The 21,870-nt window shown below is 34.1% G+C and carries 18 protein-coding genes and 1 pseudogene; 2 read left to right on the top strand and 17 right to left on the bottom strand.

What is annotated here, in order from left to right; all coding sequences use genetic code 11:
* Positions 1-121 precede the first annotated feature (121 nt).
* The 9 genes from KPL51_RS04850 to KPL51_RS04810 all read right to left on the bottom strand — a co-directional run bounded on the left by KPL51_RS04850 (position 122) and on the right by KPL51_RS04810 (position 10,299).
* On the bottom strand, positions 122-1,813 hold the full coding sequence (locus KPL51_RS04850; RefSeq protein WP_216158052.1) for a sigma 54-interacting transcriptional regulator: 1,692 nt from the start codon (positions 1,811-1,813) through the stop codon (positions 122-124).
* A 47-nt stretch (positions 1,814-1,860) separates the two neighbouring features.
* Complete coding sequence (locus tag KPL51_RS04845; RefSeq protein ID WP_216158050.1) at positions 1,861-2,712, bottom strand: FAD binding domain-containing protein; 852 nt, start codon at positions 2,710-2,712, stop codon at positions 1,861-1,863.
* Between the two features lie 267 nt (positions 2,713-2,979).
* A complete protein-coding gene (locus KPL51_RS04840) occupies positions 2,980-5,340 on the bottom strand; it encodes a xanthine dehydrogenase family protein molybdopterin-binding subunit (protein WP_216158047.1) in 2,361 nt (786 codons plus the stop codon).
* Complete coding sequence (locus tag KPL51_RS04835; RefSeq protein WP_216158045.1) at positions 5,333-5,875, bottom strand: (2Fe-2S)-binding protein; 543 nt, start codon at positions 5,873-5,875, stop codon at positions 5,333-5,335. Before KPL51_RS04835 ends, KPL51_RS04840 begins: the two co-directional genes overlap by 8 nt.
* 1 nt (position 5,876) lies before the next feature.
* The gene (locus KPL51_RS24255) at positions 5,877-6,737 is read right to left on the bottom strand and encodes an FAD binding domain-containing protein (RefSeq protein WP_216158043.1); all 861 of its coding nucleotides are present in this window, start codon (positions 6,735-6,737) and stop codon (positions 5,877-5,879) included.
* Between the two features lie 151 nt (positions 6,738-6,888).
* Complete coding sequence (locus tag KPL51_RS04825; RefSeq protein WP_216158042.1) at positions 6,889-8,157, bottom strand: uracil-xanthine permease family protein; 1,269 nt, start codon at positions 8,155-8,157, stop codon at positions 6,889-6,891.
* A 184-nt stretch (positions 8,158-8,341) separates the two neighbouring features.
* Positions 8,342-8,644, bottom strand: a complete 303-nt coding sequence (locus KPL51_RS04820) for a cyclase family protein (protein ID WP_224853878.1) — start codon at positions 8,642-8,644, stop codon at positions 8,342-8,344.
* A 24-nt stretch (positions 8,645-8,668) separates the two neighbouring features.
* The gene (locus tag KPL51_RS04815) at positions 8,669-10,078 is read right to left on the bottom strand and encodes a YlbE family protein (RefSeq protein ID WP_216158040.1); all 1,410 of its coding nucleotides are present in this window, start codon (positions 10,076-10,078) and stop codon (positions 8,669-8,671) included.
* Between the two features lie 14 nt (positions 10,079-10,092).
* On the bottom strand, positions 10,093-10,299 hold the full coding sequence (locus KPL51_RS04810; protein WP_216158038.1) for an oxamate carbamoyltransferase subunit AllH family protein: 207 nt from the start codon (positions 10,297-10,299) through the stop codon (positions 10,093-10,095).
* Between the two features lie 391 nt (positions 10,300-10,690).
* On the opposite strand from KPL51_RS04810, the pseudogene KPL51_RS04805 reads away from it, so the two are divergent.
* Positions 10,691-11,080: pseudogene (locus KPL51_RS04805) on the top strand (ABC transporter ATP-binding protein); the annotation flags it as partial.
* 16 nt (positions 11,081-11,096) lie between these two features.
* Positions 11,097-11,723: an ABC transporter permease subunit gene (locus KPL51_RS04800; RefSeq protein ID WP_216158036.1), complete on the top strand. Its 627-nt coding sequence runs from the start codon at positions 11,097-11,099 to the stop codon at positions 11,721-11,723.
* A 200-nt stretch (positions 11,724-11,923) separates the two neighbouring features.
* Here the strand turns inward: KPL51_RS04800 and KPL51_RS04795 are convergent, their stop codons facing one another.
* The 8 genes from KPL51_RS04795 to xdh all read right to left on the bottom strand — a co-directional run bounded on the left by KPL51_RS04795 (position 11,924) and on the right by xdh (position 21,858).
* Positions 11,924-13,234 carry a dihydroorotase gene (locus KPL51_RS04795; RefSeq protein WP_216158034.1) on the bottom strand — a complete coding sequence of 437 codons (1,311 nt, stop codon included), beginning with the start codon at positions 13,232-13,234 and terminating at the stop codon, positions 11,924-11,926.
* Positions 13,235-13,263: 29 nt separating this feature from the next.
* On the bottom strand, positions 13,264-14,523 hold the full coding sequence (gene dpaL, locus KPL51_RS04790; protein ID WP_216158032.1) for a diaminopropionate ammonia-lyase: 1,260 nt from the start codon (positions 14,521-14,523) through the stop codon (positions 13,264-13,266).
* Between the two features lie 298 nt (positions 14,524-14,821).
* Positions 14,822-15,844, bottom strand: coding sequence for a molybdopterin-binding protein (locus KPL51_RS04785; protein ID WP_216158030.1), 1,023 nt, complete (start codon positions 15,842-15,844; stop codon positions 14,822-14,824).
* Positions 15,845-15,873: 29 nt separating this feature from the next.
* Positions 15,874-16,683, bottom strand: a complete 810-nt coding sequence (locus KPL51_RS04780) for an XdhC family protein (RefSeq protein WP_216158028.1) — start codon at positions 16,681-16,683, stop codon at positions 15,874-15,876.
* Positions 16,684-16,687: 4 nt separating this feature from the next.
* Complete coding sequence (yqeB, locus tag KPL51_RS04775) at positions 16,688-17,497, bottom strand: selenium-dependent molybdenum cofactor biosynthesis protein YqeB (RefSeq protein WP_216158026.1); 810 nt, start codon at positions 17,495-17,497, stop codon at positions 16,688-16,690.
* The gene (gene mocA / locus KPL51_RS04770; RefSeq protein ID WP_224853881.1) at positions 17,490-18,104 is read right to left on the bottom strand and encodes a molybdenum cofactor cytidylyltransferase; all 615 of its coding nucleotides are present in this window, start codon (positions 18,102-18,104) and stop codon (positions 17,490-17,492) included. Before mocA ends, yqeB begins: the two co-directional genes overlap by 8 nt.
* Positions 18,105-18,431: 327 nt before the next feature.
* Positions 18,432-19,166 (bottom strand): selenium cofactor biosynthesis protein YqeC, encoded by a 735-nt coding sequence (gene yqeC, locus KPL51_RS04765; protein WP_216158024.1) that lies wholly within the window; start codon positions 19,164-19,166, stop codon positions 18,432-18,434.
* A gap of 133 nt (positions 19,167-19,299) precedes the next feature.
* Positions 19,300-21,858 carry a selenium-dependent xanthine dehydrogenase gene (xdh, locus tag KPL51_RS04760; RefSeq protein WP_216158022.1) on the bottom strand — a complete coding sequence of 853 codons (2,559 nt, stop codon included), beginning with the start codon at positions 21,856-21,858 and terminating at the stop codon, positions 19,300-19,302.
* Positions 21,859-21,870: the final 12 nt, after the last annotated feature.

The following is a 21,870-nucleotide window of genomic DNA, read 5'->3' as shown; positions in this document are numbered from 1 at the left end:
AATCTTCTTCCAAATATAAGTAAAGCAAGTTCCATGCCAATGCAGGAACTTGCTTTTTACAACACTTTATGTTCTTGATGGTGATGCTACTGGTTAAAATCATTAACCATTAGCATCACCATTATATATTTTTACCTAGAAGTTGTTCACCTTTTTCCGTTAATTGAGTTCCCACTTTTCCTCTTCCCTTTGTAATAAATCCATTCTTTTCAAGATGATTCAATTTACTCCTCATGGCTTGTTCTGTAACCAAATTTCCTTTAGATGAAATCACTTCTGAGAGCTTTCTTCTTCCTACTAAGATTCCTTCTTTCTGCAATCTAAAGATCTCCAATAAAATACTTCCCATTTCCTCAGACAAATCTGTTTTTTGTTTCACTTCAAAACAGCATCTTTTTTGAACATCTAAAGGCAAATCCAATGCTTGTAATTTATCTTCCTCTCTTAATGCAATTGCATACTCTACTGCATTTAAAAGTTCACGAATGTTCCCGTACCAATCTTGCGATTCTATCATTTCTATAAAACTTTCCCCAAACTCCAGTTTTTCCTTGTTGTTTTTTATAAAATTTCTTGCAATAGGTAAAATATCAACCTTTCTGCTACGTAGTGGTGGAATCTCTATATATCCTATTTTTAATCTATAGTACAAATCTTCCCGAAACTTTCCCTCTTCTATCCGTTTTAGTAAGTTTTTATTGGTTGCGGATACAATTCTTATATCTAAGGAAAGTATCCGATTCCCCCCCACTCTCATAATTTCTTTTTCTTGTAGAACCCTTAAGAGTCTTGCTTGAACTGCTAAAGGAGCATCTCCAATCTCATCCAAAAAAATAGTTCCACCACTAGCTTGTTCAAATATTCCCATCTTGCCACCTTTTTTAGCTCCTGTAAAAGAACCCTCTTCATAACCAAAAAGCTCACTTTCCACTAAATTCTCCGGTAGCGCGCTAAAGTTAAGTGCAATAAACGGGCCATTTTTCCTTTTAGAAGCATTATGAATAGCAGAAGCAAAAAGTTCTTTTCCAGTTCCACTTTCTCCATGAATTAATACTGCTAAATCTGTTTTAGCAAGTTTTTTTCCAATGCTTTTAGCATTTTTAATACATTCACTGACTCCAATAATGTGGTCAAAGGTGTACTTTGCAAAATATCTTTTTTGAATCAAAACATTTTCTATATGTTTTTCAAACTCAAGCATTTCTTTGTTTTTCACCATTAAATTCTTGCTAAGTTCTATAATTTTTTTAACATATCTAAGCGAAATATCCGTTGCTCTGCCATCTACACAATCTATTTTATACATAATTTCAAACAAGGTGCTCATATCAAAAGGTCTAGACCCTATATCAACTATTGTTTGTATTCCTTTTGGAACCTTATCTACCTCTCCAGGAGTTACTGCTATATCACAATGTTGATAACTTTTTATACCTGGATAATAGGGTATATATTTGATATGATCTATTCCTAGACCCATTAGAATATCTATACAACCATAGGTGGTTTCCGCTACATCATTGACAAAAATCACTTTGCATCCACTTGGTAAAAATAAAAGCTTGTCAATATTGCTATAGTTAATAGTTCTATTTGCAATAACAATAGGAATATCTTTCTTTATCTCAAAAGATATTTCTTTAAGCACCAACTCACTAGAAAAAATAAACAAATCCCCCCAGATTTCTTCGTCAATGCCCTCGTCAATTGCATAACTCTTTATAGATGCGATATCAGAAAAATATTCTTTAAGCTGACTATGCAAAAATACCTTTGTTTGGGATGTGCCGGCAATTAAAACTAATTTTTTCATTCTTTCACCTTCTTATTTACTGTGCCAAAATGCAGAAAATTCCTCTATTATTTTGTATGAATATTTTCCAAAAACTCTCCCATCAAATTCAAGCAAACACACTTTCTATAATCAACTATAGACTTCTCATCATTGCTTATGGGTATTATAATTTTAAAATATTCTTCCTTTATATTTTCTATTATACTTTTAAGCTCTCCCTTATTAAGTCCCTTAAGCCTATCCTCAAGTTCCCTGGACCTCACTGACCTTGACCCCACTGCCACAAAAGCCATTCTCACATCTACAATTCTCTCATGTTCCAAAGTATAAAATCCTATAAAGGATGCTTTTGTAAGTGCTGTAGATTTTCTTGTTCCTACTTTCCTGTAGTAGAATAACATGGGATTATTTATAGGAATTCTAATTTCTACTAAAAGCTCCTGTGCTTTTAAATCTTTTTTGCCGGGTTGTAGCACAAAATTCACTAATTCTATTTCTCTTATTTCATTTAAGCTTTCTACTACTAATGTAGCATCTAAAGCATATAAAAGCGGTAATATATCTCCTGCTTCTAAGGGATTGCATATATTTCCTCCTATAGTTGCAGCATTTCTAATTCCTGGTGATCCAATGGACAATATTACTTCTTTAAAATATTTAGGTATTAATATATTTGTTTCTAATTCAGCAAGTGTACATGCAGCTCCAATTGAAATGTATTTCTCATCTATCTTAATGTTTTTGAGTTCTTTTAAATGTTTTATGAGGATAACATCACAATCAAATTCATGCAGGCTTTCTGACCATTTCTTTGCTTTTACTACTAAATCTGTACCACCAGCTAAAATTGTGCATTTTCTATTGTTTAAAAATCTTAGAGCTTCTTCCTTACTTTTAGGTATAAAAGTTTCTACCATGGCCTTCCCCCTTCTAGAAGCTAAAAAAATTGCTTCTGTAACACTATTATTATATCATGTACATATTCATTAATTGCATAATATTTATTACCATATTTATCCTTTCCATGTTAGCTTTTCTTCTTAATAAGCCTTATGGGCTTATTACCGCATATCGATCACAACTCCACATAAAAGTGCCAGGTATATACCTGCAACTAATGCATTTAAAAATGCTAAAGTTAGGGAATATGCCTGACACCATGTTTTAAAATTCCAACTCTAATATTACTTTTCCAATAGCTTTACAATGGCAAGTGCAACATTTTCAGGAGAGAGTGGTAACTTATAAAAATTAATGCCTAATGCATCATAAAGTGCATTTCCAATAACAGATGGCACAGAAATCATAGGGTGTTCACCAACCCCTCTGGCACCAAAAGGCCCATCCGGTTGAGGATTTTCAATTAATATAGGAATAATCTCTATTGGGATATCCTTTGCAGTAGGTATTTTATTGTCTGTAAAGGATGGATTCATAAGTCTTCCCTCTGGAGTAAACTTATACCCTTCAATTATTGCAGAGCCTATCCCCTGAAGTACTCCACCCATAATTTGTCCTTCTACAAGTTTCCTGTTGATTGCCTGCCCTATATCAAAAGCAGAGACTATTTTAATAATTTGAATGTCTCCTGTTTCAACATCAACCTCAAGTTCTACTCCATGAGCTCCAAAAGTCCAATCAAGAGCTGGTAATCCCTGTCCTGTTTCCGGGTCTAGAAAAGTAAGTCCATCAGCCATATAGGTACCCTTTGCTATAAGAGGTCCACCGATGCCATTTCCATTACCATAGGCATAACCAAGAGCAAGATCCTTATACTTTATTTTTCTATCCTTATGATGAATACGGAAAATATATTCATCTCCATGTGCCAAGTCTTCAACTGAAGTTCGGAGTGCTTGAGCGGCCATTTCCTTCATTTGACTTAACATATTTTCTGCACATCTCTTTACTGCATTTCCACCCATAAAAGTATATTTTGAAGCAACAGTAGACCAGTCATAAGGATGACGACTTGTATCGTTTTCGCATATTACTTTTACTTTTTCTATTGGCATATCAAGTACTTCTGCTGCAATTTGAGCCATTATTGTATTTGCTCCCTGACCAATATCTATAGCCCCAATCATAATGCGTATATTGCCATCATCATCCATCTGCATGATTGCAGAGGTAGAAGTATGTGGCGGCATAGCTGGAGCTTTCTGAAGGCAAGCAAGTCCCTTTCCACGGAGCTTTCCAGTACCTACGTTTTCCTTGCGCTGCTCATCTGAGCGGTATCCCGTCCAACCTATTTCCTTTGCCACAGCCTCTAGACATTCATCTGGCCTTCCTGAATTTTCATTTATAAGCTCACCACTTATTGTGTGACAACCAGGCCTTAATATATTTTTCATACGGAATTCATAAGGATCCATTCCAAGTTTCTGTGCCACCATATCCATCTGGCGCTCCATAACCCAGTGTGTTTCAAGATGCCCAAAGCCTCTATAAGCAGTGCTAAACACTTTGTTTGTATAAAGTGTTCGAGAGTGAAGCTCAATATTAGGTATTTCGTAGGGTCCTGCACCGGAATAAGTTGCTGACTTTCCAACATTTACACCATAATCAGCATAAGCTCCACTGTCCCAATCGTAATAAATTTCGACTGCAGTAATGGTACCGTCTTTTTTTACGCCGGTCTTAACACGCCCACGCATACCAGCCCTTGTCGGAAGTTGATTGAATTCCTCTTCCCTGGTTGCAGTTAACTTCACAGGCCTTCCTTTGCAAGCACGTGAGAGAACTGTTACCAGTGGTTCAAGGTGTATTCCTGCCTTGCCTCCAAATCCTCCACCCACATAAGGTACTATTACCTGTACATCAGATGTGGATATATTAAGAGCTTTGGCCAGTAGTTTACGTACTCCGAAGGGAGATTGAGTAGAGGTCCATATTTTAACCTTATTTGTATAGATGTCAGCTTGGGCTATGGAAGCATGAGTTTCCATTGGTACGTGAGCAACTGCTGGCAAAGTAAGTTCGTTTTCAACAATAAGGTCAGCTTCCTCGAATCCCTTTTTAATATTACCCTTTATGGTCTTATTCCAACTTGCAATGTTGGAGTCCTTTTGTGGGAAGAAAACACCTTTAACATATTCAAGTTCGTTTATATCATCATGAACGAGTATTTTACCTTCTAGTGCTTCATCAACAGTTTGTATACTAGATAACTGTTTATATTTAATTTTAACTTTTGTTATTGCAAATTCAGCAGTCTTTTCATCTACTGCGGCTACTGCAACAACGGGCTCTCCCTGGTATCTAACCGTACCTCTTGCCAATATTCGCTTATCAACCATATAAAGTCCCACAAGATATGGTATATCATCACCTACAAGTACAGCTTTAACCCCAGGTATTACTTTAGCTTCACTTACATCTATAGATACAATTTCTGCTCTTGCAAAAGGAGAATAAATACACTTCGCATACAACATTCCTGGAAATTCCAGGTCTGCCGCATAATTTGCTTGACCTGTTACTTTTTCCAGTGCTTCAGCTCTGTCAGAAGTTTTTCCAATATGGCGATACTCTTTATCACTCATTCAGCATTTCCTCCCTTTCAAGCTTAGCTGCTGATGTAATTGCCTTAATAATTGGAAAATAACCTGTGCAGCGACAAAAATTACCTGCAATTGCTTCTTTTATTTCCTTCTCATTAGGATTGGGATTTCTGTCTAAAAGCGCACGCGCAGACATTAGCATTCCTGGAGTGCAAAAGCCACATTGGAGGGCATCGTAGGTTATGAACTCCCTTTGAAGTATTGATAATTTTCCGTTTTTATTAAGCCCTTCTACAGTTATGATGTTAGCATCCATAGCTTCTAATGCTAGGACGATACATGAATTTATAGCATAACCATTCATTATTATTGTGCAAGCTCCACATTCACCTTCGCCACAGCCTTCCTTTGAACCGAAAAGCTTTAACTCATTACGTAAAAAATTAAGAAGAGTCATAGTTGGATCAATATAAGTACAAACACTTTCTCCATTAACAGTGCAGTTAAGCCTAACCTTTGGAAGCCCAGAATCAAAATGAGTAAAGCAGTTTTCACTATTATTATGTTTTTCGCACATTCTATTTACCTCCCATTACTGTTGCCGCTAAATGTAGTAGAGCACGTTTTACAAGAACTCCACATACATGAAGACGATATTCAGAAGATGATCTCACATCAGAAATTGGCTTTATGATATTCCTTACTTCTTTACCAGCCATAATTGCAAGTTCAGTATTTAGTGGTTGCCCACTCAGCTCTTCTTCAAGCTTTACTATCCTAATTGGTGTTGCTGCCACAGCAGTGATAGCTAATCTTATTTTTTTATCATCTGTCAGCCTAGCAGTCACACCCACTATAGCAAGGTCATGCCCCTTTATCCTTCCTTGTTTCAAAAATATGCTGGTATCACCTTCTAAAACATCTGGAAGAGAAACTCCAATAACAAGTTCATTTTTCTTAAGCACTGTCTTCTTCACACCTGTAAAAAATGAATTGATTGGTATCGTTCTAGTACCTTCTGCACTTGCAATATGAACCACTGCATCATATACCATAAGGGGACCTGCAAGATCTGCTCCAGGTGATGCATTGCAAATATTCCCCACAAGTGTAGCACGGTTTCGTAGCTGGTAAGAAGCAAGACAATTTGCTGCTTGTACCAATGCTGGATACTTTTCAATAATAGGCTTTGATTCTGCAACTTGATTAACAGTAACGCAGGCTCCAATAAATAGCCCCACTGTGCTTTTATAGTCTAAACGATTTGTCTCAGGTATGCCTTTAATATCAAGAATATGCTGGGGTGTTTCTAAATTATGTCTAAGAATGATCATTAAATCTGTGCCACCAGCCAAGATTCTAGTGCCCTCATTTTGCTGAAGATAATTAAGAGCTTCTGTCAACATTTGCGATTTTACATAATCAAACTTGCTTAACACTATTGACCTCCTTATTGTACTGACTAAAAGCCGTACATTAATTTATAATATTTATATTAGATTCATAAGTTGACCCTTTAAATTAAAATCCCCCCCGAACTATTGTCCGAGGGATGATAAATTTTATTATTGAACAATATATATAATAGTCTTAATTATTTTTTAATGGTTTTTTCCTATTTAATAATGCATTTAATACAATTCCAACTATTGCAGCAAGACTAAGTCCTGAAATCGTAACGTTTTCATTTATAGGTATTCCAATATTAATTCCTGTATATTTTTGTAAATAAGTTGTTCCAAGGCCTATAATTAACATAGCAGCTATTACTGTAATAATTCCAGCATCATATACTTTAATATTAGTTTTCATATTTTTAACACCTATAAGAGCAATCATAGTAAAAAGCATTAAACTTATTCCACCCATTACTGGTACTGGAATTGACATTAGGAAGCCACCAACTTTTGCAACAAAACCAAGAATAATCGCAAATATAGCAGTAAGTCTTAAAATCGATGGATCATAATTTTTTGTAAGCGCTAAAACTCCCGTATTTTCACTATAAGTAGTATTAGCCGGTCCACCTATAAATCCAGCAACCAATGTAGCTAATCCATCTCCCAGTAGTGTACGATTTAAGCCTGGGTCCTTAATAAAGTCTTTCCCTACTACCTGACCGTTAGTTGTTATATCACCAACATGTTCCATGAAAACAGCCAAAACCACTGGGGTAATGATCAAAATAGCACCCATATCAAATTTAGGGAAAGTAAAGTTAGGTATAGCAACTATAGCAGCTTTACTTATTATTGAAGTATCAACAAAACCTATGGCAAGACACACTAAGTATCCTACAATAACACCAGACAGTATTGCAATTTGTTTGAAAAACCCCTTACCTTTTAAGGTTATCAGTAGTGCTGTTCCTAAAGTTATAACTGCAACCCATATTTTAACTTTAGCCATATCAATTGCCACTGGAATTAAATTAAGTCCTATTAATATTATCATTGGGCCTACAACCTGTGGTGGTAATACATTTTTAATTTTTTCAACACCAATTTTTTTAATGATTATAGATACTATTACATAAATAAAACCAGCTACAACTATACCTCCCTGAGCATAAGTAAGATCTCCATTAAACATTCCCTTTACTGTAATTATTACTGGTATAAATGCAAATGAGGATCCTAAAAATACTGGTACCTTTCCCTTCGTACATAAATGGAATATAAGAGTACCTACTCCTGCCGCAATTAATGCCACTGATGGATCCAGACCTGTTAGTATAGGAACCAAAACTGTAGCTCCAAACATTGCAATTAAATGTTGAATGGCTAAAATAGTTTTTCTAGAGGTTTTTAGAAACTTTACCTTTCTTTCCACGTTGGTATTATTAGGGTTATTAACCATATAATATTCTCCTTATATATTAGTATGTAACCAGTCTAATTTAATAAGCTGCCTAATTAATATATATGTGCGTATTTTACTAAATATGGTTAACTATTATAAGATTTCAACATTATTTTTAATTTTTTCATTATTTTTGTGTTCTATAATTATAATTATTTTATATTATGTTTTATATTATGTTTTATATTATGGAGACAGTTAATAATAAATTCGATAAATCAACAACAACTCCAGGTGCCACAAGTTCTTCTAATGGAATACTTGCTATATCACGTCCATGTGTACAAAAATGTAGTGAACCATCAAGATGAGTACCAACATGATTTGAATGAGTTAGCACCTGGCCATTTGCACCATTGGATGATAGTCTTTTAAAGAACTTAATTTCCAGTGGTTCATAGGTTGGCCATGCTGGTGTTAAATGAGAAATTTTTTGAGTTAAATCGTACATTTTCACATTTTTAAAAGCATCAATAATATTCATTATAAAACCTCCATTTATATTAAGTTAAATTATTTTAGTAAGAAAAGAAGTAAGTGCATCTTCAAAACACTTCATTGGTGGGCGAACTATACCTGCCCCTACTTGGCCAATACCAGCTCTATTACATGCGATTCCAGTATTTATTACAGGTAAAATTCCTATTTCAATAACTTTTCTAATATCAATCCCAGTTGGAGTTCCCCTAAAATTTATATTTGGAATTTTAAATGAATTATTTTCAGTACAAGTTATCTCGTACATACTTGTTGTATAATTTATAGCATCCTTAGGTGTTCCCCCTACGAATTGAACAATTGCCGGGGCCGTTGCCATAGCAAAGCCACCTATTCCTGCTGTTTCAGTTATACAGCTATCTCCAATGTCTGGATTAGCATCCTTCTCCTCAAAACCCGGAAAATAGAGGCCCTTAACCAGCGCGCAAGGTGCGGTAAACCATTCATCCCCTGTGCCAGCTACCCTTATCCCAAAATTAGTACCGTTCCTTGACATTGCATAAACCACAGTACTATTTGGAATATCACTTAGCGGATCTAAGCTACATTTACATGCTGGCATAGATACATTTAGGAAAAAATGATCATTTTTATCTATAAAGGTCAATACTTCAGCTTTTTCATCTTTAGAATATTTCGTTTTAACAATACTAGGTGCAAGTTCCCTAAATAAAAGTGAGGTTCCTGCCTTATTTCTGTTATGTCCCTCATCACCCATTTGAAGACTTTGAGCTATTATACTTTTCAAATCAATACTTCCCTTTATTTCCAAAGCTTCCTTAAGTACCGGTGCAAGTATATTTTCCATCCAGTTAAGTCTATCAATGACTTCTGGGCTAAATGCTCCGAACCTAAGTACCTTGCCTAAGCCTTCGTTGAGAGTACAGTATGCAAAATTTCCAAAGGTCTTATTTTTCAAAATCCAAACTGGCATTGAAGATGTAACTACCCCTGCCATAGGTCCTACTGTGCAGTGATGATGACAAGAATCAAATATTATCTCCCCTGAAGAAGCAAGAATTCTTCCTTCTTCCTCATTTAATACTAATCCTTCATATATTAATCCACCAACAATTGCCCCTTTAAGTGGTTCACTCATTTGTTCCCAAGCTATGGGTGGACCTGCATGAAGTATTGTATTTTTAGTCATTCCTGGTATATGTGTTCCTGCCGTTCCTATACCAACAATTATGGGCTCTGCCGCAAGAAGTCTGGCAATTGCCTCCTTGTTTGCAACATCAATTTTTTCACTTACACTGTCTCCCTCTAAAAGTGAAAGCTTTTTACTTGCCTCACTTGGTGGCCTCCAATTAACCTGCATACTCTGTACATCCTGTGTCTTTAAATCAGTATTAAAAGACTCTAGTCCCATATTTATAACAATAAGTTTTTCACTGAATATTTTATTTATATCGGGCATTGCACGCACCTCCACTATATTTTATTACTAACTCTAGTTATCTTTTGAAGCCCACAGCCAATTATTTCACTGTTAAATTTGTATATTTGATTAAGATTTAATTTGTAATAATTACCCATATATATGCATGCCATCATGAGCCCGCTAATAAAATCATCCATTGCTGGAGTAAGCTCACTGAATATTGCATGCATTTTTAAAAACAGAAAGAACTTGTCCACATAATCCTCCTCTTTTTAAAATAAGGTTTTGAAGATTCTCGCATATAAATAATCCTTTCATTAAGATCATCCCTTTATATTTAAATCTTATTATAAAATTTCTTTTTTTATTCGTTAATATCTTTATATGTAATTTATAAATATTTTATAACTTATTTTTAAGAATATTAATTGACACAAAATTCCTGACTTAGCATTAATAATAAATAGGGAATATACCTAGCTTTATGTAAACAGTCCAGCTATAATTTATAAGCCTAAAATAGATTGCAAATTTTTTCTAACTTTTTGTCCTATTGTACGTTTAATAATTGCGAGGTGAAAAAAATGAATGCAATAAATATATCGAATCTAAAAAAATCTTATGATGGAAGGACTAATGCAATAAACACTTATAAAAGAACTTGCACGAGAAAATGAAGTTACAATCTTTCTTTGCACTCATCAGTTAAAATATGCTGAAGATATTTGCACATTGTATGGTTTCGTAAATAATGGTAATGTTCTTGGCTTCGGTACTTTTGATGAACTTGCGTCAAAGAAAAATGCAAGTCTTCAATTAAAAATCAGAGGCAAAAATATTTCTGAGAAATATGGACTTATTTATGAGGGGAATAATCTATATGGTAAATCTATTTCAAGGGACGCCGATGTGAATGCTATTATACATAATATAGTAGCAACCGGTGGGGAAGTTTATGAGGTGCTGCAACAGAACTGGTCCTTGGAGCAGCTGTATTTCAAGTATATAAAAGGCACAGTAGGTGGTGTAACATTGTAATAATGGGGGGATTAATATGAATAGAATTGAAAAAGCATTAATTAAAAAATATTTAAACGAGATAACAAGTTCAAAACAGGTAATGAAAATTGCTATAAATTATATGTTTCCATCATACTTTCTTATAATACCCATAATGTGTTCAGGAATTATTGGAACCAGTAGTTTAGTAGGCGAAAAAGAACATAAGACAATGGAAACACTACTTTATACACCAATATCCATGGAACAACTGCTAAGGGCAAAGATTTTAGGTGTTTTTATACCATTCTATATTATAACTCTACTTTCATTTATAGCTTTTGGCATAATAATCAATATAGGCGGCCTCATACATTTTGGAGGACTAATTTTTCCAGATATAAAATGGCTCATTATCATACTTTGGATTTCACCTGCATTTAATTTGTTATCCTTAACCTTCACTGTGATGGTGTCCGCAAAGCAAAAAACCTTTCAAGAAGCGCAGCAAGTAAGCGGCATTCTTGTTCTTCCTGTAATTCTTCTACTGGTAGGTCAAATGACAGGTATAATTATGCTCAATAACTTTATTATGTTTACAGCAGGTGCCGTACATCTAATAATAGATTCTGTATTAATAAAGATGATTACTTCTAAATTTATTCCTGAGAAGCTGATTTAATGTTAAATCTAACAAAACTTACTCTATATTTATGTGAGAATTTTCTTATGTCTATATAGAATCATAAGTAATAATTTTTAAGATTAACTGTTTTTTCTTAGATTATGCTAACAAAAGTATATATTGCGTAGAATGCATTCCAGCAATGTATACTTTTCGTTATAGCATAATCTATGAAAAAACCTTTCAATTCTAAATTCTTAATACTTTAATTCCCGACTTAAATACTCACCCTTCCCGCCTATGAAAACACCATCTTTAACTACAAATTTACCCTTAGCAATAGTCGAGCAAACCTTTCCGGTTACTTCCATATCACTGTACATATTGTAGTCCGCATTTGAATGATTATCTTTTATAACATAATGTGTATTCTGATCAAACACAACTATATCTGCATCTGTTCCTGGAAGTAGAGTTCCTTTGCTGGGATACAATCCATGTGTAATTGCAGGATTTTTAGTAAACTTGTCTATTATTTTTTCCCCAAACTTAGCGTACATTAATGGGAAAGAATATTCTACTCCCCCTACACCCATAGGGATTTCATCAACGAATTCTCTATTTTTCTCCGCTGAATTAAAGGGGCAATGATCTGTGCCTATTGTAAAAATATTATCTATTTGATCATTTAATTTTTTCACTTCCCTATCACTTCGAAGTGGAGGTGTCATTGTGTATAAATACCCATTCCTCTGTAGATATTTAGCTGAAGAAAAAATAAAGTAATGCGGACAACTTTCAAGGATAAAATCCTTATTGAGGATAGACTTATAATTTTCCTTAAGTCTCTCAACGGTTGTCCCACAATTCGTATGAACAATATACATTCTTCCGTCTCTATATTTAGTCATTTCAGCAAGCTTTATAACCTCACTTATTTCTGCTATTGCAGGTCTTGCACTTTCATGCTGCATTACATGTATTTTCTCACCTTCTAATATTAGACCATCATTTTCTGAATGTGCCAGTAGAAGAGTCCCTATTTCTTTAGTATTTCTCAAAAGCTTGTCTATAGTTCTATCCATTGTACGTCTACCCGAACTTGAATAGGTGGTAAATAGTTTTATTGTAGGAATTCCGAGTGTTTTAGCTTCATTCATAAAACTAGCAGGTTCTTCGTCTAAACCAGCAATAGTTGCATGAAATGCATAATCGATGACGCTATCCTCAGCCAAAGATCTCCTTAGAGTGTAAGCCTTTTTTAATGCTTCATTGCTTTTTACTGGATCTAAAAAATCAATATATGTTGTAATGCCACCAAAAGCTGCAGTTTTTGAACCATTATAGAAATCATCTACTGAAGTGTTTTTTCCGCAATTAAGATCAAAATGCACATGAGGATCAATAAACCCTGGTAATACATCTCTTCCCTTTGCATCATATTCTTCTTTAGCTTCAAGTGCCACTCGGGAAATTGTTGATATTTTATCATCTTTAATATACAGATTTCCTTCATACCAATGACCTTCTATATATATCCTTCCATTTATAATTCCTAAATCAAACATCTACTACACCTTCTCCTCTCTATATTATGCTATTTGTTTAAATGTGGCTCGCAATCAAGACATGGCAGTTCATACATACCATCCCAAAGTATATCTCTATAATTTACAGGATCCGTATCTCCCTCAGTACTAAATAATAGTACAACAGAATTTTTATCTAATTTAAGCTGTTTTCTTATAGACTCTGTATACTTTTTTTGCATAAGAATAGATAATAAACCTATACCAACAGCGCCAGATTCCCCCGAAACAATCTTTTCATCTTGTCCTAGCGGACTAGCAAGAATTCTCATACCTCTTGCAGTTACATAATCAGGACAAGTACAATAACAATATGCAAAATCCCGTATTATCTCCCATCCCATAGGAATAGCTTCACCACAAGCAAGCCCTGCCATAATAGAGTGAAGTGATCCCTCTACTTTATGAGGTTTACCATCATTAATAGACGCAGACTTAAACATACAAGCCGCATTTGTAGGTTCCATAATTGTCACAATAGGATACTCCGCCTTGTATAAATTCACATATGCCCCAAGTACCCCTCCGGCCATAGCTCCTACCCCTGCCTGTAGAAAAACGTGAGTTGGCTTTTCAATTCCTAAATTATGTAGTTGCGCAAAAGCCTCATATCCCATAGCGGAATAGCCCTGCATAATCCACATAGGTATTTCAGTGTAGCCTTCCCAAGATGTATCTTGAACCATTTGCCATCCATTATCCAAGGACTTTTGCAAGGCATATCTAACAGTATCATCATAGTTAAAATCTGTTACTTCAGCTTCTGCACCTAAATCTTTAATAGCTTGTACACGTCTAAAAGCTGTACCCTTTGGCAAATATATTACTGCCTTTTGACCTAGTTGTTTAGCAGTCCAAGCTACTCCCCTGCCATGGTTGCCATCTGAACAGGTAACAAAAGTAATTTCCCCAGTCTTTTTTCTTATCTCCATAGACTTTAAATCTTCAAAACTTGTATCTTCTATATTTACACCTAATCTTTGGCATAAAAATTTTCCAATGGCATAAGATGCACCTAACATCTTAAAGGAATTTAGATCTATCCTTTTGGATTCATCCTTAACAAAAATACTTTTTACTCCAAGCTCCCTGGCCAAACTTTTAAGTTCTACTAGTGGCGTAACATTGTAAGCTTTAATGGTTTCATGAAATTTCTTTACTTTTTCAAGTTGCTCCACACATAAAAATTCCGGATAATTTTCTTTTTTATCCCTGTGTTTTTTTTTAGAAAAAATAGCCTGTATTTTATTTTCGTGTAATAAATCCATGAATAGACCCACTCCTTTTGTATTATAATTTTGCATTTGCCTTTTTAACTTGTACCAATATAATATTTACAAATATTAAAAAAATTACATAACAAAGAAAATAAAATATGATGTTCTAAAGCTCGCTTCAATGCATTATACGTAATATATACTTTTTTTGCGTATAAAAACATTTATTAACAAATGAAAACTTATAAAAGTTATCCACATTGTTTTCCGCAAGCTGTTTCCTATATAATAAAAACAAAAAATAATTAATCTAAAATTAATTTAAATAATTTCTCATACTTAGTTTACATTAGTAACCCTTTCCGAAGTTACAATTAGGATATCTACACACTTCACATTCCATGCAAAGACCACCATGTCCATACCTTGCTATATCAACAAAGCTCAACTTCTCCTTTGCTAGAATCCTTGGCAAAACCAAATCAAATATCGTTGTCCTACTATACATTACGCAACCTGGTAGTCCTAAAATTGGAATATCTCCTTTATAAGCTAATAAAAACATTGCCCCTGGAAGTACCGGTGAACCATAAGTTATAAGCTCTGCTCCTGTTTTTATAATCGCTGCTGGAGTAACATCATCAGGGTCTACTGACATACCGCCTGTACAAATCACCATGTCACAACCCTTGTCAATCCAAGTTTCCACTGCCTCTGTTATTTTTTCCTCATCATCAGAGCATATGACTTGTCCAAGTACTTCACAACCATATTCCTCTACTTTACTTCTTATTACTGGACCAAAGGCATCTTTTATTCTACCATGGTATACCTCACTACCTGTAGTTACAATTCCAACTTTCATTGCTGTATATGGAATAATACTTACAATTTTCGAATCCCCAATTAAATTCTCTGCTTTTTTTATCTTTTCCTCATCAATAACAAGAGGAATAACTCTTGTTCCAGCAACTTTTTGTCCTTTTTTTATAGGATAGTTATTGTGAAGTGTAACTAAAATTATCTCCCCTAAGCAATTAAGCTTAAGTAATAGTTCCGTATTAATTACAAGAAGTCCATCATAAGCTGCTATAAAATTAATTTTACCTTCTTTTACTTCACTAAAAGTTAATCCGACTCCTGCTGTAAGTGCTGTAAGTCTTGCTGCTGCATCATTTTCATGAAGATATCCTTCTTTTTTCTCCCATACAAATAGGTTCTCTTTCCCTATGGAAAGTAATACTGGTATATCTTCTTCTACAATTATATGACCTTTTTTAAAGGCTATATCCTTGAGTACTCCTGGAATAATTTGAGTAATATCATGACATAAAACTGATCCAACTGCTTCTTTTACAGGTATTTTTTTCATATTAGTCACCTCTATTTAGTATAGTAGATCTAAAAATTTACTTTTTTTACATCCTTTAAACTTTGCAGCGAACCTTTATTTTTAACCAATAATATTTCACACATAATTCCAAAAGCAATTTCATTTGGCTCCTCTGATGAAATATTAATTCCTATTGGTGCATATACCTTTTTAAGTGTTTCTCTTGCAATTCCTTCACTTAAAAGATTCTTCATAACAAATTCTGTCTTTTTCTTGCTTCCAATCATTCCAATATATGAAGCATTAGATTCGGCAGTAGCCTTAAGTGCATCTGCGTCACATTTATGACCTCTTGTTACTATGATAACATAGGTGCTTTTATCAATAGAATACTCAGAAACCCTAGCCCCTATATCCCCCACAATTATTTCATCTGCACCTTCAAAACGCTTTTCATTTGCAAATTCTGCCCGATCATCAAATATTACAGTATAAAAATCTAGTATCTTTGCTAACTTAAAAAGTTCTACTCCTATATGTCCCGCCCCTATAATAAGTAGCTTTAATCTAGGTTTAAATATCTTTACATACACAATAGCTTTTCCTCCGCACTGCATATTTAAGTCACCCTCATCATTTAATTCAAAGGTGAATTCTCCATCTTTTTCTTCCTTAATGCACTCTATGGCTTTTTCTATCACTACAAACTCAATATTCCCTCCACCAATACTTCCCTCAATTTTTCCATCTTCCCAAACTGCCATGAGAGATCCTTTTTTTCTTGGTGTAGATCCCTTTATGTCTATAATTGTGACTAAGGCCGCCTTGTGTCCGTTTTTTAGATTTTCATAAATTTCTTTTAAGATTTTCTCTTCCATAATATTAAACCTCCTGAGTTTCAGTCATTAAATAAAGTATTGCTTCTAATACTCCACCTGCTATACTTCTTGCTTTATCAGAGATAGTGTAACAATTTGTTTTTTCTGAAAGTCTTGGATCAATATCTGCTATTTTAAATCCCTCAGTTACAGTTATTCCACTGCGCAAAATTCCTCTTAATAAACCTGATATCGTTGCTTTTATTGGTACATCTCCTATATACGCAATAATATCATCTTTTTGGACCACATCACCAATATGAAGAACATTCACCATTGTTCCGGCGCAAACAGAGTGTATTACTCTTTCTTTAGAAAACCCCATGATATTTCCTGGAATACCTGTGTTTTTAGCAGCCTGTCCCTCAAATATTAGCCTACCCAAATTATGCCCTCTAGTAGTCTCTATTACAACATCCACATCTTCTCCTGCTGTAAACCCGGGTCCTAGCGCAATGGTTATATCAGCCATATCCACTGTTGTCCCCAAATTTTTCTTAGCAATAATAGCATCAACTACTATTTTAGGCTTAATTATTTTAATATATTTACCTTGTTCATCTATAATCACTGGAACTTTTTTATCATTCCAGGCATTTTCTATTTCACTTAAAGAGTTTACATGGATAGCTATGATTCCTTCTATTTCTATTTCCCCTTGATATACTGCTTCACCAAAAGAAACATCTCGCCTTATAGAGGTAGGCTCTGGTACCTCTAAAACCAATACCTTAAATCCACTTCTAAACAATTTTTGAATGGTACCAGATGCTAAATCTCCTCCGCCACGTATAACCACAATATCATTAAACATATTCATTATTCTCCTCTAGTTTTAGAATATACTCATAATTTTCATTAGTATCAACATCAAATAGTTCCCAGCCATCATTTATTTCTATAAGTTTAACTTTATCTAAATTTTCATTTATTATTATTTTCCCACCAACGTCTCCTTGCAATTTCAAAAAGTCATCCTTAAAGGAAATTGGAAATATAACAGGATTCCCATGCCTGACATCACACTTTGGAACAATTATATAATCGTAATTTTCTGTAAACTCATGGGTTAATTTTTTTATTGTATTTTCATCTAAAAAAGGCTGATCTGCCGTAAAAAACATATATCCATTAGTTTTTTTGGCATGAATTACACCCAATTTTATAGATTCACTTATTCCTTTATCTGCATTTTGATTTTTCACAACTACTAAACCGTATCTATTTCCAATTTCTATTATTTTTTTATTCCTACCTACAAGAATAATCTCTGAAAACCCACACTTTTCAATAGTTTCAATTGTGTGCTCTATTAGTGATTTGCCTCTATATTTCAAGAGAAGCTTGTTCTTACCCATTCTTCTTGAGTACCCCGCTGCTAATATTATTGCACTTATGCTCATTATATCACCTGCTTTCATGCTTAACTACACTTAGTTTACTAAATTTCATTTACTTTACATATGCGTCAATATTTCTTTTGTGACTTGCAAAAGAACTCTAAACAGGAAATTTAATTAAGAAGTTCTAATCTTTTGCAAATATAAAATTCTCTATCCTCTGGGCAATTATCTGGAGGACATAACAATTATTAATTGTTATGCGCTCACATTCGTCATCCTGCCTCAGGTTCGCTAACCTGACATCCTGTCAGGTTCACGAGAATTTTATATTTTTAAAAGAAGAATTTCTAAAATGAGTTTCAATTGTTTTTTTCGTTTCTTATTGCAAGTCACTCCGGATAAATTTCATACATTACTGTAATATGTGTCATTTTTTAGACTTCCAATGATTATGTTATCTATTAAGTTCTTAGGATTTAAATTCATTTCCTCTATTAACAACTTAGCTAGTATTAAATCATCAGGCTCTTCTACTTTATTGATAAATAATATTTTTTCTCCCTTCGCTGCCTTGAACAATCCTAGTGGATTCAATATTAGCTCAGTTAGGTGCTTAAGATTAACAGTATTCCCCATTTTAGCACCAGTTATTTCACAGAATATTTTACTTCTATGAATATTGTCCTCATTGATTATCATTCCTAATGATTGTATATCCATTATACCTATAGTTTTTGTAGTTTTCCAGTGTATAATTGGTTCAAATTCACTCCATGCTTTTAAGCTTTTTTCCTTCGCTCCATCTGCTTCTATTAATATATAGTCAAAATAAGGTACTAACTCATCTAAGTCTTTTAAACTGAGTCCTAATATTTTATTTTCATCATTTATTCCTAATCCTAATACATAAATTCCATTTTCATTCATACTAGAATATCTAAAAAAATCATATTTATCAGTACAGATGAAATCATATTTATCTAATGATGGAAGATATATCTTTGTGGTTGTGGTTACTAAAATTTTATTACTCTTTCTAAGCTCTTCTGCAAGTTTAAACATCATGGTTGTTTTCCCACCTGCTCCAACAATAGATAAAATATCCTTTTTCACTAATCCAATATATTTACTTAGCTTCATATGGTCACCCACTCATTAATATCCAAAAAATAACTAGTCAGTATACTAGTTATTTTTTGAATATGGTTAATTAAAATTAGCAACTGCTAACTTGTTTTTTTAGTTAACAGTGAACAATAATCTACATTTTATTTTATTTTTTCTTACTGTATGGTGTATTGGTAAGTGGTAACTTTGTTCTAAACTCTCCATCATAGTTATAGTATGCACCAGCCACAGCAGGAGGAGTAGGTATTGAACATATCTCTCCTATTCCTTTTGCCCCATAAGCAAGATTAGTGTTTCCTCTACCTAAAATAATAGATTCTATTTTTGGTATTTCTGTTGATTTAAATAATCCTAATGTTCCAAATTTTGCAGTGGGAACACTATTTTTAAGAGGATAATCTTCTGTTAGAGAATATCCAAGGCTCATAACAACTCCGCCTTCAATCTGTCCCTCAATGTTTTTAGGATTTATAGGAGTTCCAACATCATGAACTGCAATAACCTTTTCAATTTTACCTTCATCATTTAACAAAACAACATGTGTAGCATAACCGTAAGCTACATGACTTACAGGATTTTGTTTATTCGAATTCATTTTATCAGTTATCCCTTTAAATTCGCCATAGAATTCTTGGCCCTCTAAATTTTCTAAGGTTTGATAACTTAATACATCTAAAAGTTTTCTAGCTGCTCTTTTGGCTGCCTCACCTGTGAATAATGTTTGACGTGAGGCTGTTGTATTTCCAGAATTAGGGCAAGTCAAAGTATCTGGCGCCGCATGTACAACCTTATCCGGTGATATATTAAGAGTTTCACAAACTATTTGTGTTAAAATAGTCCCAAGCCCTTGTCCAATACATGCTGCACTGGTATGAATATAAACTTTACCATCCTTTATAATCAATTTACATCTTCCAACATCAGGAAGGCCAACCCCAAGTCCACTATTTTTTATAGCACAAGCTATTCCCGCTTTAGGGTTTTGCATGCAAATTTCTCTTACTGCATCCAGTGTTTCTACAATTGATGTAGATGAGTCTGCAATTTGACCATTAGGAAGTATCTGACCTGGCCTAATTGCATTTCTATATCTTATTTCAAAGGGAGTTACTCCTGCCATTACTGCAAGCTGATTCAAATTACTCTCTATTGCAAAACAACTCTGTGTTACTCCAAAACCTCTAAATGCACCAGCTGGCGGATTATTCGTATATACTGCTTTCCCAACTATATCAATATTTTGATAATTATATGGGCCAGCTGCATGGGTGCATGCTCTTTGTAGCACTGGTCCACCTAGTGATGCATAGGCTCCTGTATCAGCTATTATAATAGCTTTCATAGCAGTCAAATATCCATTTTCATCACAGGCAGTTGTCATCTCAATCTCCATAGCATGACGTTTAGGATGAACCATTATACTTTCCCTTCGACTTAAGGCAAACTTTACAGGTCTCTTGGATAAATAAGCAAGAATTGCTGCGTGGTGTTGAACACTCATATCTTCTTTTCCGCCAAAACCACCGCCAACTATTTTGCTTATAACTCTTACTTTACTTTGGTCTATTCCTAATGCTTCTGAACATTCCTTTAGTGTTTGATAAATTCCCTGATCTGCGCAATATATTATTATTCCATCATTGCCATCTGGCAGGGCAACTGATGTTTCTGTTTCTAAAAAAGCATGTTCTGTAAATGGCGTACTATATTTATTTGTTATTACATATTTTGAATTTTTTATATATTTATCTGGATTACCAAACACTAAGTTTTCAGTTGTGAGTATATTACCAGTTGCATGTATCTGAGGCGCATTTGCCTTTAGTGCCTCTTCTGGACAAGTAACCGGTGTTAATTCCTCAAAATCTATTTTAACTAGCGATTTAGCTTTTTCTAGTATTTCTGATGTTTCAGCAGATATTAGTACTATAGCATCTCCTATGCAATGGGTTATACTTCCTACTGGTATTAATACATCCCAATCCTTTACAATGTGACCAATCTTTTGATTACCTGGGAGTTCATCAGCTGTTATTACTGCATACACTCCTTGTAACTTTTTAGCTTCACTAATATCTATGGACTTTACTAAAGCACGTGGATATTTAGTTCTAACCGCTCCACCATAAGTCAAACCATCTATGCGAATATCATCTACATATTCTGCCTTGCCTAGAACTTTGTCCACAGCATCAATTCTATTTAATTTTTCTCCTACTAAGCCCTTACAACTACAAACAGACACTTGTATATTTTCTCTTATTACTTTAGCAGCTAATTTTACAGCATCAATTATTTTTGCATATCCCGTGCAACGGCAGATATTATTTTTTAAAGCATTTTTTATTTCATCCTCGGTTGGATCTTCTACCTTATCAATAAGGCCCTTTGCACTTATAACCATTCCTGGAGTGCAAAAACCACATTGAACTGCCCCTGATTCCATAAAAGCATATCCATATACATCTTTTTCTCTGCCACTTAATCCTTCAACTGTTATAATATTTTTATCTACAAGCTTACTTGTTTTTAAAATACATGCTTTTTTCGCCTGGCCATCAACTAAAACCATACAAGTTCCACAGGCACCTTCAGAGCAACCATTTTTTACTGATGTTAAATTCAAATCTTCTCTTAAAAATGTAATTAACTTTTTATCTTCACTAGTACTAACCTTATTACCATTTACAACAAATTCAAACATTATTGCACCCCA

It is taken from the genome of Clostridium bowmanii (assembly GCF_018861315.1).
In the GTDB taxonomy this organism is placed as follows: domain Bacteria; phylum Bacillota; class Clostridia; order Clostridiales; family Clostridiaceae; genus Clostridium_AD; species Clostridium_AD bowmanii.
Note: the sequence above shows the minus strand (reverse complement) of the source record. Positions and strands in the feature narration are given on the sequence as shown.

Bases quoted from the DNA above. Each gene is read 5' to 3' on its own strand.
- KPL51_RS04850 (WP_216158052.1), bottom strand. From the start codon at position 1,813: ATGAAAAAATTAGTTTTAATTGCCGGCACATCCCAAACAAAGGTATTT.
- KPL51_RS04845 (WP_216158050.1), bottom strand. From the start codon at position 2,712: ATGGTAGAAACTTTTATACCTAAAAGTAAGGAAGAAGCTCTAAGATTT.
- KPL51_RS04840 (WP_216158047.1), bottom strand. From the start codon at position 5,340: ATGAGTGATAAAGAGTATCGCCATATTGGAAAAACTTCTGACAGAGCT.
- KPL51_RS04835 (WP_216158045.1), bottom strand. From the start codon at position 5,875: ATGTGCGAAAAACATAATAATAGTGAAAACTGCTTTACTCATTTTGAT.
- KPL51_RS04825 (WP_216158042.1), bottom strand. From the start codon at position 8,157: ATGGTTAATAACCCTAATAATACCAACGTGGAAAGAAAGGTAAAGTTT.
- KPL51_RS04820 (WP_224853878.1), bottom strand. From the start codon at position 8,644: ATGAATATTATTGATGCTTTTAAAAATGTGAAAATGTACGATTTAACT.
- KPL51_RS04815 (WP_216158040.1), bottom strand. From the start codon at position 10,078: ATGCCCGATATAAATAAAATATTCAGTGAAAAACTTATTGTTATAAAT.
- KPL51_RS04800 (WP_216158036.1), top strand. From the start codon at position 11,097: ATGAATAGAATTGAAAAAGCATTAATTAAAAAATATTTAAACGAGATA.
- KPL51_RS04795 (WP_216158034.1), bottom strand. From the start codon at position 13,234: ATGTTTGATTTAGGAATTATAAATGGAAGGATATATATAGAAGGTCAT.
- dpaL (WP_216158032.1), bottom strand. From the start codon at position 14,523: ATGGATTTATTACACGAAAATAAAATACAGGCTATTTTTTCTAAAAAA.
- KPL51_RS04785 (WP_216158030.1), bottom strand. From the start codon at position 15,844: ATGAAAAAAATACCTGTAAAAGAAGCAGTTGGATCAGTTTTATGTCAT.
- KPL51_RS04780 (WP_216158028.1), bottom strand. From the start codon at position 16,683: ATGGAAGAGAAAATCTTAAAAGAAATTTATGAAAATCTAAAAAACGGA.
- yqeB (WP_216158026.1), bottom strand. From the start codon at position 17,497: ATGTTTAATGATATTGTGGTTATACGTGGCGGAGGAGATTTAGCATCT.
- mocA (WP_224853881.1), bottom strand. From the start codon at position 18,104: ATGAAAGCAGGTGATATAATGAGCATAAGTGCAATAATATTAGCAGCG.
- yqeC (WP_216158024.1), bottom strand. From the start codon at position 19,166: ATGAAGCTAAGTAAATATATTGGATTAGTGAAAAAGGATATTTTATCT.
- xdh (WP_216158022.1), bottom strand. From the start codon at position 21,858: ATGTTTGAATTTGTTGTAAATGGTAATAAGGTTAGTACTAGTGAAGAT.